This window comes from Streptococcus sp. 11-4097 (genome assembly GCF_018215285.2).
GTDB lineage: Bacteria > Bacillota > Bacilli > Lactobacillales > Streptococcaceae > Streptococcus.
In genome coordinates, this window is sequence record NZ_CP185262.1 from 465,282 (window position 1) to 479,666 (window position 14,385).

Genomic DNA, 14,385 nt, shown 5'->3' on the forward strand with positions numbered 1-14,385 from the left:
GTTCTTATGCCAGAATTATCAAAACGCCGCCAACGTCAACTGAAAGCAGATGGCTATGACTTAGCCTTTCTCAGCCAAATCCAACCTCAAGGGAATATTGATTTTGCTAGAAATGACCGCTATTGGACGAGTGGAGACGGCTGCCATACCGTGCTTCATTTCTATGAATATCCGTCAGAAGACTTGGATCGGTTCTGGTTATCTGATCTGATGCTCATTCCTGGAACACAGGCTTTCCTTTCTATCTACCGAGAAAACAGTAAGGTCATTCGTCAAGAGATTACGGACTCCATCGAGGAGAAATCAACCCGTATTACTGGCAATAGTAAGCTTACGGATAACCAGAAAGAGTTAGATGAAATCAAGGACTTGCAGGAACTGAACCGTGAAATTACGAAGAAGAATATTTCTATACTGGGGATGTATGTGAGAATTTTTGTGCCCGCCTCAACGAAAGAAGGGCTCTTCCGCAAAGTTGAGGACATCAAGGATAAGACCTCTAACTTCAAATCAACCATCCTCTCAGGTGAATTAGACTTTGAATACCATGCTCCGTTTATTCCAGCTCAATATCAGATTGACCTTCCTAATCGTCGTCGAGGCATTCCTGTTAAGCCTCATGATCTGGCAGGTGGCTATTTCTTCAATCATACCAAATTGGAAGATCAGCGAGGCGTCTATCTCGGGTGGACGCCGACTCGAGGAGCTGTCAACTTTAACTTTTTAGAACGGGATGAGCGTCGAACCCGTTCCTTCATGATTATCTCTGGTAACCCTAAAATGGGCCAGCGCTCCTTCCTTCTCAAACATACTGATGGCCTGTATGCCAAAGGGAATTTTATTCGTAATTTTGATGCCAATGGCACGTTTCTCGATCAGACCCGTAAACAACACGGACTGATCTTAGATCTCTCAGGTGAGGCCAATCGGATCAATATCTTTCAGGTCTTCCCAACCGTAACGAATGAAGAAGGAACTGAGGTAGACAAGAAGAAATCATATAACTTGCATATTGAGAAGCTCAAGAATATTTTCAAGCTGTTAAACGATGAAGCTACTAGAGATGACTTGACTACTCTTGGCCAAATTTTAAACGAATTCTATATTGAGGAAGGTCTCTGGGCTCGTAATCCTACCCTGACCCCTGAAAAGCTGAAGGCAACTGAACTTGTCACGGATGAGTACCCTATTCTGTCTGACTTTGTGATGTATGTAGAAGACTATCAAGATAAGCTTCAGAGTAAAAAACATACCAATAAGATTGAACTAAGCTCTGTTAATCGTATTTACAATACTTTTAATGAGCTTCTGACAACCAATGCGGATATGTTTGAAGGGACAACCGAATTTCAGGATATTTCAAGAGAGCAGGTTGTGACCTTTGACCTGTCAGGACTCAAAGCCATGCCAAACTTGCTGAATGCGCAGATTTTCTCTGTTTTATCCCTGGTCTCAGCTGATATTGTTAACCACGGGAAACGATGCAAGCAGACCCTGAAGGCTTCACCTGATAAAAATGAGATGGATATGCCTCACTATATTGTTAATATTTCTGAAGCACAAACGCTCATAAATCCTAAGTATGAAAGCAGCGTAAAACTGCTGGCAGATATTATTGACTCCATGGGTGAGAACTTTGCTGGCGTGGTCTTGTCGGTAAATTCCCTTCGAGGCATCCTCTTTGAGTCAGGAAGTGCTACTTTTAAGGATCCGTATGTGACAGCAGTTCAACGTATATTTGGATTGATGCAGTATCGGGTATTTGCTCAAACGGATGATACCAGTGTGCCGCTTTTGGCCAATGCGCTATCGGGATCTATGAACCAATCAGAATTGGAAACTTTACCACGACTAAGAAAAGGCCAGCTGTTCATGAATATCTCCAGTGTAGGAAATATTGTCTTTAACCAGCAGTTGTTAGCCCCTGAAATAGAACGCTATGGCGGGCTCCAGTAATCAGAAAGGAAGAAAGAATGTCACGCAAAAACGATGGATTAGGATTTTTTGGACGTAAGAAGCAAGCGTTTGATGAATATGTGTTAATCAGAAAAACCAGAATGAAAGCGGAACGAGACTATTTCGCTTCTAAAGGAGATTCTGACCCTGAACGATTAGAGGCTCAGAAAGCCCGTGATCAGGAATTCCTAAAGAGCTTGAAAAAAGTTTCGATTGGCTTTATTATCTTTTTGATTTTCTATGTCCTTTTAAAAACAGTCCTAGGTCTCTGGTAGAAAGAGAGGGAGTCTGTGAAGAAACTTTTTGTATGGAAAATCGGCCTCACGCTAGGAGCTTTCATCATCTTGGTGATGATGCTGACAAGTATATTGGCTGGAGTATTTGGTGCCGTGTCTCGCAGTAGCTCAAAAGATTGTAGCTCTAGCTCTGATACCCAGGTTACTTCTTCAGGTGAAATCCCTTCAGGGGATGGCTCGATTGATGATTTTGTTAAGAAGCATGAAGAAGCCTATATCAACTCCTGGAAAGCAGGTGGTTTCCTACCGTCTGCTTCTATCACTCAGACGATGATAGAAAATGGTTTTAACTTCTCCAATCCAAACGGTACCTCCTTTTGGATGGCTCACAATATGGGCGGAGTTAAAACCTCTAGTAAAAGTAATTTCCCAGTCACGCTTGCGACTTATGGGGAAGATAGTGTTGACTTAAGCGGTACCAAGCCAGGTGCCAACGTCGGAGATGGAACTGGCGGAGCTTATACTTGGTTTTCCAGCTATGATGCAGGGATTGTAGGGAAGGCAGAGTTCATGGCTCACCAGACCCTCTACACAGCCGCTATCAATAATACAGATGGAAAGAGTACCTTAACTGCGATTGCGGACGGTGGCTGGGCAACAGATGGCACTTATAAGACTAAACTGCTTGCTATGTATGATACTCTGGGTACGAAGTACAAGTGGCTGGATGACAAAGCTATTGCTGCTCACGGAACTAAACCCTATAAGGGCAGTACAACGACAGCTGCTTCAGAAGCTCCCAACACTTCTTCAGCTGAGGATAGCTCCAGCGATAGCGACACTGATTGCAGCGATGATGACAGTTCAGGTGGAGTATCTGATGGGACAGGAACTGTTCCAGGGGATGCAACAGCCTGGGGCTATAGTCCTGATAATCTTCCAGCTAGTCTGAAACAATACATCATCGATCCAAAAAGTTTGGGGATGGAATATGCTTCTTCTCAAGGCTGGTATGTGACAGGGTATGGGCCTAGCTTAGATGGCCAGTGTGTAAACTTAACTATTAGTTTAGGAAATCATCTTTGGGGCCACTCTGGATCTGTCTCAGGGAACGGGAAAGACCAGGCGTCATCTTGGGCCTCTATATTCGGAAATAGCATCAAAACGACCCCTAAGAAGGGCGCTATCTTCTCTACTCAAAACGGAGGAGGCGGATATGGGCATACAGGTATCGTCTGCCATGTCTTTGAAGATGGTTCTATCCTGATTGTTGAACAAAACACGCCAATCAGTGGATGGGACTATTTCAAAAAGCCCTACACATGGGATTATCGGATTTGGAGTCCCGCCCAACAAAAGGCGGAGATTACGACCTTTGCTTATCCAGATAATAAGTCACCAAAATTAGTAAAATAGAAGGAAACAAGAATGAAGAAAAGGATTAAAGATAACATGGTATTCATCATTGCAACAGCTCTCTTAATCACTTCAGCTGGTGTCGGTATTTACCAATACCTGACCAAAGAAAAATCAAAAGAGGAGCCTAAAACAGAGCAGACAGAACCTTCAAAGAAGAAGGAAACAGTTTCTCCAGTCGAAGAGGAGACAGTGGATGAAAAGAACCATCGAACAGCTAAATTAAAGCTGGAACATCCCTATAGCCAAGCAGATGAGGTTCAAACGCAAGCAGTTGTTGTGGCTTTTGATGAGGCAGTGGCGGATATCCAAAAGGCTAAAACTCTTGCTGATGTAAAAGGGACGATTGAAAATCACCTCTCCATGACCGATAACGCTATGATACAAACCTTTGCGATGGCAATTTTAGTCAATCAATACACCTATCAAAAGGCAAAACTAGAAGTCAGCACTTCAGAGAGTGACGATGTGGTTCAATTCTTGGTGGTGTTGACTAAAGAGAATGAAGAGAATTGTTATTTTATTGGAAACTTCAATACCACAGTCAATCAAATCCAATTGAAAGCCTACATTGGCGGGAATATCGGAGCGACATTTGGCTAAGCTCTTACGTAAGAACTTAGATAATGAAATGGATAATTAAGTATATAATAAAATACACAATAAGTTATATAACTTATTGTGTATTTTTTGTTGACGATTCCTTTGTGTAGTGGTATAATAGAAGTATAGAAAGGTATATGTTTATAATTATAATGCAAGGAGAAGTTAGATGAAAATTATTACATTTGCAGCTATAAAGGGAGGAGCAGGGAAAACAACTGCGTTATTGATGATGGCTGCTGAGTTAGCAGAACAAGGTTATAAAGTCCTGGCAGCTGATGAAGACCATCAGTGTAATCTTACACATTATTTTAATATTTATCCTACAAAAGGTACTATTGCTAATGTATATATGGGTGGAGAAGTAGACATTATATCTGTAGCACCTAATATTGATTTAATTCCAGGATTTATGAGATTGGACGAAATTGAAAGAAAGTTAGAAACTGATCCTAATAAAAATGTTTATTTTTATGACTGGTTAGATGCTAACTATCAAGCTATGAACCTAGATGAATATGATTATCTCTTAATCGACTGCCGCCCAGATTTTGGTACTGCAACAAAGAATGCAATAGCGGTTAGCCATGCGGTTATTTGTCCGGTGATTCCAAGTGATTTTTCTGAGGAAGGGAAGGAGAATCTTAAATTAAGATTAGAGGCTTATCGTAAAGAAGAGATTGTTCGTCCAAGTCGTGAGTCTCTTATTACAGCTAAACTTTTTTTCCTTCCAAATATGATTAGTAGTAAGATTAAATCAAAAGAGTTGATGGCAGGTCTGGCTGAAGAAGATAATGTTTTAAGTCCAATTCCACAAAAAGAATTATTTAATCAAACTACAAAAGATAATACAATTATTGATATGAAGAACAATCCTAGAATTTACAAAAAGCATCAGGCTTTCTTTGATGTACTTCAAAATAGTTTAGATTCAATTATTGAAACTATGAATCAATTAGCTTAAAGATTTATTTATAGAATATTTAAAGAGGAGAGATTAATAATGGCATTTAATCCAAATAAAGATAAGTTAAAACAATCCCTGAATGAAGCCCTTTCTCAGTCCGTGACACCCCCAAAAAGCAACCGCACCTCTAAAAAGGCTGCATCTAACTATAACAAGAAAGGCCGCTATCCTTTTTCCTTACACGAAGATGTCCGCTATGACAAGCTGGAGGAGTTGGTGGAATACCATCAAGCTAAATCAGCTTCAGATTATTTAGAAAATCTGATCATTCGGGAGTGGGAAAGGATGCAGCGAAAGCTTAAAAAGTAAGGAGATAAGCTTATGATTATCCTGAATATGAAAAACTTAGTTCGACTGTTCTTCATCTTTCTGGCAGCGGTGGCTGTCTTTGTCTTTTATAAGTCCTATGGCTTAAGCATGCTGTTCCTGCTGACTGTAGGGCTGCTGTCTCTGAAGTTTGTACCAGTCTTGGTTCTTCCTATTGCCCTTATTGCTATAATGGTTCATTTTACAGGGGACTTCTCCTTTATAGCAGACTCTATTGTAGCTATTCTCCTAGTCATCCCCTGCTCAATGATTGCTTATCCAGTCTTTGAACGTCTGGTGAACTCTATCCAGAAGAAAAAATAAAATAAGAAAATGAGCTTCATTCCAAGTGAGGCTCTTTTTTTATTTAAGGTCTATTAGTTGAAAAAAGAGGTAAAAATTGATTAAAATAGATTTTAATTTAACTTTCAAGGAGAGTGTTAATGACTGTTTTTGATGAAAGAGAATTAAAGGATCAATTATTTGCGCAAAATGCGAAAGATGTTTATGAGAGCATTGTTCAGTATGATGAAGAGATGGTTCCCATCATGAAAGCCAGAGGTTATACTTGTATTCACTCAATGGAGCGGACGGTTGCCTTTACTTTTGGAGAGATTACCTTCAGACGCCGCCGGTGGAAGAAAGGGGGTGAGTGGGTCGTTCCTGTTGATGAGAAACTAGGCTTGTCTAAAAACACCCGCTTCTCCTGGGAGTTTATGTACCAGGTGGCCTGCCTCTCTACCTTGATGCCTTATGATAAGGTCATCCAGGTTATTCAGTTGACTTATCATATCCGTATCACCAAGCCGATTGTTGTGAAGGCTGTCAAACTTTGCGATGAACTTTTGAAGGAGAAAGCAGATTATCGCTTTTATGGAGATGAAGAGGCTCAAGAAAAGTGTGCTGTCGATGTGATTTATATTGAAGGAGATGGGGTTATGGTGAAAGCGAGTGATCAGGAAGATCCTAGTCGAAACTATGATCTCTCTCATTTTGTCATTCACACGGGAAGCAAAAAGGTGGGAAGTAACCGCTTTGAACTCCAAGGGAAAAAAGAGTTTATCTCCTTAGATAATCGATCGGCGAGAGATCAAGTGCTAGACTATCTATATAACCACTTTGACATCCAGGAAGAAACTATCCTGATTACCAATTCGGACGGCGGTCATGGCTATACACCCTATATCTTTAAAGAGATAGCTAAAGCCCTAAAGGTAAAGCGTCATGAGCACTTCTGGGACGCTTACCATGTCAATCAGAAACTTAAGCTTGCTTTTAGGCCTTATGCAGAAGAACTCATGGATTTAGCTTTCCAGGCGATCAAGCAGCACGACAAAGAAAAGCTGCGGACTGTCCTTGATACGACAGAGGGCTTCCTGTCCACAGAAGAGGAGGAAGAAGAGTTTGAACACTTTAAAAACAAGCTCCTTCAAAATTTCCAATACACCAAACCAGCTAATTTGAGGGGACTGAGTTCTTCGGGAATTGGGGTTATGGAAAGCCAGCACAGAAAAGTCACCTATCGCATGAAAAAGCGAGGCATGTACTGGACGGTACTAGGCGCTCAGACCATGAGTCAAATGATTGTTCTCAATTATGAAGACGGCCTACGTGAGCTTTTCTTTGGTTCCTGGCGGAAGGAATATCAGGAAATGATGGATCTTGAAGGGGTAACTGGAGGGACAATTAAGATTAAACAGAACAAGATAAAACGTCGTTATTGCTTGCGTAATTTCCGTTATCCTTCTAAACGTCGTCTTGGAAAATAAAAAAGTTATACAATAAGATATATAATAAATTATATAATTATCGCTTTTTCAAAAAAGTGTTTTTTCTGCTGTTTTTTTACAGAAAATACTTGCATAGTGGGTACTTGTGTGCTATAATACTTATTAAATAAATCGAATAAAAAAAGACGAAAGGTGCGTCAACACCTTCCGCCTTACCGAGTAAGAACTCGTCCTTCTTACTCAGTCTTCATCTAATGATACAGGATAAAGTCCATTCTGTCAAGACTGAGCAAGAAAAATGTTCAGTCTTTTTTGCACTCCTCGGTCAAAGTTCTCCTTTCATATTACAAGAAATGGGCTTTCTAAAAAATTCTACCACATACGAATAAAAGTTAGCTATTGACAATTATCCTATTTTTAGGTATCATATTGTTCGGGCACCTCTTTTAGAGGTCGGGGCTCCCTAGTTCTTAGGGAGCTATTTTTGTTTTTTCAAGAAGTTATATTCTTGTATTTTATACTCAATGAAAATCAAAAAGCAAACTAGGAAGCTAGCCGCAGGCTGTACTTGAGTACGGCAAGGCGACGCTGACGCGGTTTGAAGAGATTTTTGAAGAGTATTAGTTGTGAATCTGGCGCAGTCGTCCCAGATTATCTTATTAGTAGGGTCTTGTTTCCTATGTCCCCTCGTAGTTAACAAGGCCTTGAGCATTTTAGAAAGAGGAATCTATGTCTACGAAATATATTTTTGTAACTGGCGGTGTGGTATCGTCTATTGGGAAAGGGATTGTGGCAGCAAGTCTAGGCCGTCTCTTGAAAAATCGTGGTCTCAAAGTAACGATTCAAAAGTTTGACCCTTATATCAATATCGATCCGGGAACCATGAGTCCTTACCAGCACGGAGAAGTCTTTGTGACAGATGATGGGGCTGAGACAGATTTGGACTTGGGTCACTATGAACGTTTCATCGATATCAATCTCAACAAATATTCCAACGTGACTACTGGTAAAATTTACAGTGAAGTTCTGCGTAAAGAACGCCGTGGAGAATACCTTGGGGCAACTGTTCAGGTTATTCCTCATATCACAGATGCTTTGAAAGAGAAAATCAAGCGTGCCGCTGTAACGACCGACTCTGATGTCATTATCACAGAAGTTGGTGGAACAGTAGGAGATATCGAGTCCTTACCATTCCTAGAGGCTCTTCGTCAGATGAAGGCAGATGTGGGTGCAGATAATGTTATGTACATCCATACAACTTTGCTTCCATACCTCAAGGCTGCTGGTGAAATGAAGACCAAACCAACTCAACACTCTGTAAAAGAATTGCGTGGACTGGGAATCCAACCAAATATGTTGGTTATTCGTACAGAAGAGCCAGCTGGTCAAGGAATTAAAAACAAACTAGCCCAGTTCTGTGATGTGGCACCAGAAGCCGTTATCGAATCGTTGGATGTTGAACACCTTTACCAAATTCCATTGAACTTGCAGGCGCAAGGTATGGACCAAATTGTCTGTGACCATTTGAAATTAGACGCACCAGTAGCGGATATGACAGAATGGTCAGCTATGGTGGACAAGGTCATGAACCTCAAGAAACAAGTTAAAATTTCCCTTGTCGGTAAGTATGTTGAGTTGCAAGATGCCTACATTTCTGTGGTTGAAGCCTTGAAACACTCTGGTTATGCCAACGACGCAGAAGTGAAAATCAATTGGATCAATGCCAATGATGTGACAGCAGAGAATGTGGAAGAGCTTTTGTCTGATGCGGACGGAATCATCGTACCAGGTGGTTTTGGTCAACGTGGTACTGAAGGCAAAATCCAAGCCATTCGCTATGCGCGTGAGAATGATGTTCCAATGTTGGGAGTCTGCTTGGGCATGCAGTTGACTTGTATCGAGTTTGCTCGTCATGTTTTGGGGCTTGAAGGTGCCAATTCTGCAGAGCTTGCACCAGAAACAAAATACCCTATCATTGATATCATGCGTGATCAGATTGATGTTGAGGATATGGGTGGAACCCTTCGTTTGGGACTTTATCCATCTAAGTTGAAACGTGGCTCTAAGGCTGCGGCTGCTTATCACAATCAAGAAGTGGTGCAACGCCGTCACCGTCACCGTTATGAGTTTAACAATGCCTTCCGTGAGCAGTTTGAGGCAGCAGGCTTTGTCTTCTCAGGAGTTTCTCCAGACAATCGCTTGGTCGAAATTGTGGAAATTCCTGAAAATAAATTTTTTGTAGCGTGTCAGTATCACCCTGAACTTTCAAGTCGTCCAAACCGTCCAGAAGAACTCTACACTGCCTTTGTCACTGCAGCAGTTGAGAACAGCAATTAGCAAAATCAGAACCTTTGAGAACAATCTCAGAGGTTTTTAACTTGCTTTTCTGCTACTTCCTCATTTGTCCTAAAGCCTTTTTTGTGTTAAAATGAATGGTATGAAAGCTAAAAAAATGTGGATGGCAGGCTTGGCTCTGCTTGGTATTGGGAGCCTTGCCCTTGCTACGAAAAAAGTTGCAGATGACCGTAAGCTCATGAAGACTCAGGAAGAGTTGACAGCGATTGTGCGAGACCATTTTTCAGACATGGGGGAAATTGCGACCCTCTATGTTCAAGTTTATGAAAGCAGTCTGGAGAGCTTGGTTGGTGGCGTCATTTTTGAGGATGGTCGTCATTATACCTTTGTCTATGAAAATGAAGACCTAGTCTATGAGGAGGAAGTCTTATGATACAACCAGCAAGTATAGAAGAATTAGCATCTTTAGTGAGAAAAGATGGGAAGAAGGTCTTTCTTTTTGTGGCGGACTGGTGTGGCGATTGTCGTTATATCTATCCTGCCTTGCCAGAAATTGAGGAGACCAATCCAGAGTTCACCTTTATTCGAGTGGATAGAGACCAGTATATGGATTTGGCCAAACTCTGGGATGTATATGGAATTCCTAGCCTTGTTGTTCTAGAAAAAGACAAGGAAATTGGTCGTTTTGTTAATCGCGACCGTAAAAGCAAGCAACAAATTAACGACTTTTTAGCAGGACTGAAGTAGGAGAAAAAGGAAACAATGATTTTTACATATAACAAAGAACATGTCGGTGATGTCCTTATGGTCATCGCGAAAAATAGCGGAGATGCCAAACTGGATGTGGAGCGCAAAGGCAAGGTAGCTCGTGTTTTCCTCAAAGATAATGGGGAAACAGTGGCGTGGAATATTTTCGAAGTTTCAAGTTTGTTTGAAATTGCAGAGCGCGGTCAAGTCTTTTTATCAGATGAACAAGTAGTTCGTTTGAACCAAGAATTACAAACGGAAGGTTTTGCAGAGGAAATTGTTAATGACAAAGAACCTAAGTTTGTTGTTGGTGAAATTGTCGAGATGGTAGCTCATCCAGATAGTGACCATCTCAACATCTGCAAAGTTGCAGTCGCAAGTGACAAGACAGTGCAAATCGTTGCAGGGGCTCCCAATGCGCGTGTCGGGTTGAAAACCATTGTGGCTCTTCCAGGAGCTATGATGCCCAAAGGCAATCTTATTTTCCCAGGCGAACTTCGTGGTGAAAAGAGTTTTGGCATGATGTGTAGTCCTCGTGAATTGCATCTGCCAAATGCTCCGCAAAAACGTGGTATTATTGAATTATCAGAAGACCAAGTTGTTGGAACTCCATTTGATCCAGCGAAACACTGGACTGCCTAAGAAGTTGTTAGTATCTGATAGACCAGCTAGAAGGAAATAAGATGGCAAAAAATGTTGTGATTACAGGAGCGACATCAGGAATTGGTGAAGCGATTGCGCGTGCTTATCTGGAGCAGGGTGAGAATGTCGTTCTAACAGGACGACGGACAGATAAACTAGAAGCTCTTAAGTCGGAGTTTGCAGAAGTCTTTCCAAATCAAACCGTCTGGACCTTTCCACTAGATGTCACGGATATGAATATGGTGAAGACTGTCTGCTCTGATATTCTAGAAACGATAGGTCAGATTGATATCTTGGTCAACAATGCCGGACTGGCTCTAGGTTTAGCACCTTATCAGGACTATGAAGAGTTGGATATGTTGACCATGCTGGATACTAATGTCAAAGGTTTGATGGCAGTCACTCGCTGTTTCTTGCCAGCAATGGTAAAAGCCAATCAAGGACATATCATCAATATGGGGTCAACCGCAGGAATTTATGCCTATGCGGGTGCCGCTGTTTATTCAGCTACCAAGGCAGCGGTTAAGACTTTTTCAGATGGACTACGAATTGATACCATTGCAACGGATATCAAGGTGACGACCATTCAGCCTGGAATTGTCGAAACAGATTTTTCGACGGTACGTTTTCATGGTGATAAAGAGAGAGCTGCGTCCGTTTACCAAGGAATAGAAGCCTTGCAAGCTCAGGATATTGCAGACACAGTAGTCTATGTGACCAGTCAACCTAGTCGTGTTCAGATTACAGATATGACCATTATGGCCAATCAACAAGCAACAGGATTTATGGTTCATAAAAAGTAAAAAATTTCCTCGAAAAGTTACAAATTTCTGTAACTTTTTTGATTTCCTACGAATAGATAAGTAGGAGGAAGAAAATATGTATAATAAAGTTATCTTAATTGGACGTTTAACGTCTACACCAGAATTGCACAAAACCAACAATGACAAGTCAGTAGCGCGAGCAACTATCGCCGTGAACCGTCGATATAAAGACCAAAATGGTGAACGTGAAGCTGATTTTGTTAATATGGTTTTATGGGGTAGACTAGCAGAAACTTTGGCAAGCTACGCAACCAAAGGAAGTCTCATTTCAGTGGATGGAGAATTACGTACACGTCGTTTTGAGAAAAATGGTCAGATGAACTATGTGACTGAAGTACTTGCCACAGGATTCCAACTCTTGGAAAGTCGTGCTCAACGTGCCATGCGTGAAAATAATGCAGGCCAAGACCTAGCGGATTTGGTTTTGGAAGAGGAGGAATTACCATTTTAAACATTAAAAAGTCTGAGTTGGTCTCAGGCTTTTTATCTTGAGAAAGTCAGACTTTTTTCTTGACTATTTCTGACCAAGTGATACAATAGAACTATAAATTAGCACTCATATATAAAGAGTGCTAATAATATGTAGTTCATCATGGAGGAAAACAGATGTTGAAACCATTAGGAGACCGTGTGGTCTTGAAAATCGAAGAAAAAGAACAAACTGTTGGAGGTTTTGTCCTTGCAGGTTCAGCTCAAGAAAAAACAAAAACAGCCCAAGTTGTGGCTACTGGACAAGGTGTTCGTACCTTGAACGGTGACTTGGTAGCTCCAAGTGTTAAGCCTGGAGATCGTGTCTTAGTTGAAGCACACGCAGGTCTTGATGTCAAAGACGGCGATGAAAAGTACATCATCGTTGGCGAAGCTAACATCTTGGCTATCATTGAAGAATAGAAGGAGAAAGTAAGTATGTCAAAAGAAATTAAATTTTCATCAGATGCCCGTTCAGCTATGGTTCGTGGTGTCGATATCCTTGCAGATACTGTTAAAGTAACCTTGGGACCAAAAGGTCGTAACGTTGTGTTGGAAAAATCATTTGGCTCACCCTTGATTACCAATGACGGTGTGACCATTGCCAAAGAAATCGAATTGGAAGACCATTTTGAAAATATGGGTGCCAAATTGGTATCAGAAGTAGCTTCAAAAACCAATGATATTGCAGGTGATGGGACTACAACTGCAACTGTTTTGACCCAAGCAATTGTCCGTGAAGGAATCAAAAATGTCACTGCAGGTGCCAACCCAATCGGCATTCGTCGTGGGATTGAAACAGCAGTTGCTGCAGCAGTTGAAGCCTTGAAAAACAACGCCATCCCTGTTGCCAATAAAGAAGCTATCGCTCAGGTTGCTGCCGTATCTTCTCGTTCTGAAAAAGTTGGGGAGTACATTTCTGAAGCCATGGAAAAAGTTGGTAAAGACGGAGTCATCACCATTGAAGAGTCACGTGGTATGGAAACAGAGCTTGAAGTCGTAGAAGGAATGCAGTTTGACCGTGGTTACCTTTCACAGTACATGGTGACAGATAGCGAAAAAATGGTGGCTGACCTTGAAAATCCATACATTTTGATTACTGATAAGAAGATTTCAAATATTCAAGAAATCTTGCCACTTCTAGAAAGCATTCTCCAAAGCAATCGTCCACTCTTGATTATTGCGGATGATGTGGATGGCGAAGCTCTTCCAACTCTTGTTTTGAACAAGATTCGTGGAACCTTCAACGTGGTAGCAGTCAAGGCACCTGGATTTGGTGACCGTCGTAAAGCTATGCTCGAAGATATCGCCATCTTAACAGGCGGAACAGTTATCACAGAAGACCTAGGTCTTGAGTTGAAAGATGCTACAATTGAAGCACTTGGTCAAGCAGCGAGAGTAACTGTGGACAAAGATAGCACTGTTATCGTAGAAGGTGCTGGAAATCCTGAAGCGATTTCTCACCGTGTTGCAGTTATCAAGTCTCAAATCGAAACCACAACTTCTGAATTTGATCGTGAAAAATTGCAAGAACGCTTGGCAAAATTGTCAGGTGGTGTAGCGGTTATTAAGGTTGGAGCCGCAACTGAAACTGAGTTGAAAGAAATGAAACTCCGCATTGAAGATGCCCTCAACGCTACTCGTGCAGCTGTTGAAGAAGGAATCGTTGCAGGTGGTGGAACAGCCCTTGTAAATGTTATCCCAGCCGTGGCTGATTTGGAATTAACAGGAGACGAAGCAACAGGCCGCAATATTGTTCTCCGTGCATTGGAAGAACCAGTCCGTCAAATTGCCCACAATGCAGGATTTGAAGGATCTATCGTTATCGATCGTTTGAAGAATGCTGAGCTTGGTACAGGCTTCAACGCAGCAACTGGCGAGTGGGTCAACATGATTGAACAAGGGATTATCGACCCAGTTAAAGTGAGCCGTTCAGCCCTACAAAATGCAGCATCTGTAGCCAGCTTGATTTTGACAACAGAAGCAGTCGTAGCTAATAAACCAGAACCAGCAGCTCCGGCTCCAGCCATGGATCCAAGCATGATGGGTGGCATGATGTAAGCTTTCTATAGAAAATAACTTATAAAAAACACAAAAGGAGGGAATGTCTATTCCTCCTTTTTATGATATTCACTTCTAAATTGATTTGAGCTCTCCTAACTTATATGATAAAATAAGACTAGAAAAAGGAGAAG

Annotated in this window: 16 protein-coding genes; all 16 read left to right on the forward strand. The window is 41.4% G+C overall.

What is annotated here, in order from left to right; all coding sequences use genetic code 11:
• The first annotated feature begins 6 nt into the window (after positions 1–6).
• The 16 genes from KB197_RS02420 (at position 7) to groL (ending at position 14,251) form a co-directional block, all read left to right on the forward strand.
• A complete protein-coding gene (locus tag KB197_RS02420) occupies positions 7–1,956 on the forward strand; it encodes a virulence factor (RefSeq protein ID WP_060971030.1) in 1,950 nt (649 codons plus the stop codon).
• A 17-nt stretch (positions 1,957–1,973) separates the two neighbouring features.
• On the forward strand, positions 1,974–2,231 hold the full coding sequence (locus KB197_RS02425) for a hypothetical protein (RefSeq protein WP_212573692.1): 258 nt from the start codon (positions 1,974–1,976) through the stop codon (positions 2,229–2,231).
• A 75-nt stretch (positions 2,232–2,306) separates the two neighbouring features.
• Positions 2,307–3,608 (forward strand): CHAP domain-containing protein, encoded by a 1,302-nt coding sequence (locus KB197_RS02430; RefSeq protein WP_421127983.1) that lies wholly within the window; start codon positions 2,307–2,309, stop codon positions 3,606–3,608.
• A gap of 12 nt (positions 3,609–3,620) precedes the next feature.
• Entirely contained in the window at positions 3,621–4,211 is a 591-nt protein-coding gene (locus tag KB197_RS02435) for a hypothetical protein (protein WP_060971033.1), read from the forward strand.
• A gap of 169 nt (positions 4,212–4,380) precedes the next feature.
• Entirely contained in the window at positions 4,381–5,175 is a 795-nt protein-coding gene (locus KB197_RS02440; RefSeq protein WP_060971034.1) for a ParA family protein, read from the forward strand.
• A 39-nt stretch (positions 5,176–5,214) separates the two neighbouring features.
• Positions 5,215–5,487, forward strand: coding sequence for a hypothetical protein (locus tag KB197_RS02445; RefSeq protein WP_268715199.1), 273 nt, complete (start codon positions 5,215–5,217; stop codon positions 5,485–5,487).
• 12 nt (positions 5,488–5,499) lie between these two features.
• Positions 5,500–5,808, forward strand: coding sequence for a hypothetical protein (locus KB197_RS02450; protein WP_061602690.1), 309 nt, complete (start codon positions 5,500–5,502; stop codon positions 5,806–5,808).
• Between the two features lie 119 nt (positions 5,809–5,927).
• Positions 5,928–7,253, forward strand: coding sequence for an ISLre2 family transposase (locus KB197_RS02455; protein ID WP_212573690.1), 1,326 nt, complete (start codon positions 5,928–5,930; stop codon positions 7,251–7,253).
• 690 nt (positions 7,254–7,943) lie between these two features.
• Positions 7,944–9,551 carry a CTP synthase gene (locus KB197_RS02460; protein ID WP_042750236.1) on the forward strand — a complete coding sequence of 536 codons (1,608 nt, stop codon included), beginning with the start codon at positions 7,944–7,946 and terminating at the stop codon, positions 9,549–9,551.
• A 91-nt stretch (positions 9,552–9,642) separates the two neighbouring features.
• Entirely contained in the window at positions 9,643–9,942 is a 300-nt protein-coding gene (locus KB197_RS02465) for a DUF4651 domain-containing protein (protein WP_001013971.1), read from the forward strand.
• Positions 9,939–10,256, forward strand: coding sequence for a thioredoxin family protein (locus KB197_RS02470; RefSeq protein ID WP_212573689.1), 318 nt, complete (start codon positions 9,939–9,941; stop codon positions 10,254–10,256). Before KB197_RS02465 ends, KB197_RS02470 begins: the two co-directional genes overlap by 4 nt.
• A gap of 15 nt (positions 10,257–10,271) precedes the next feature.
• Complete coding sequence (ytpR, locus tag KB197_RS02475; RefSeq protein ID WP_212573688.1) at positions 10,272–10,898, forward strand: YtpR family tRNA-binding protein; 627 nt, start codon at positions 10,272–10,274, stop codon at positions 10,896–10,898.
• Between the two features lie 41 nt (positions 10,899–10,939).
• Positions 10,940–11,701, forward strand: a complete 762-nt coding sequence (locus KB197_RS02480; RefSeq protein WP_212573687.1) for an SDR family NAD(P)-dependent oxidoreductase — start codon at positions 10,940–10,942, stop codon at positions 11,699–11,701.
• 76 nt (positions 11,702–11,777) lie between these two features.
• Positions 11,778–12,173 carry a single-stranded DNA-binding protein gene (locus tag KB197_RS02485; RefSeq protein WP_000282441.1) on the forward strand — a complete coding sequence of 132 codons (396 nt, stop codon included), beginning with the start codon at positions 11,778–11,780 and terminating at the stop codon, positions 12,171–12,173.
• Between the two features lie 155 nt (positions 12,174–12,328).
• Entirely contained in the window at positions 12,329–12,613 is a 285-nt protein-coding gene (groES, locus tag KB197_RS02490) for a co-chaperone GroES (protein WP_000917328.1), read from the forward strand.
• A gap of 15 nt (positions 12,614–12,628) precedes the next feature.
• Positions 12,629–14,251 (forward strand): chaperonin GroEL, encoded by a 1,623-nt coding sequence (groL, locus tag KB197_RS02495; RefSeq protein WP_212573686.1) that lies wholly within the window; start codon positions 12,629–12,631, stop codon positions 14,249–14,251.
• Positions 14,252–14,385 lie beyond the last annotated feature (134 nt).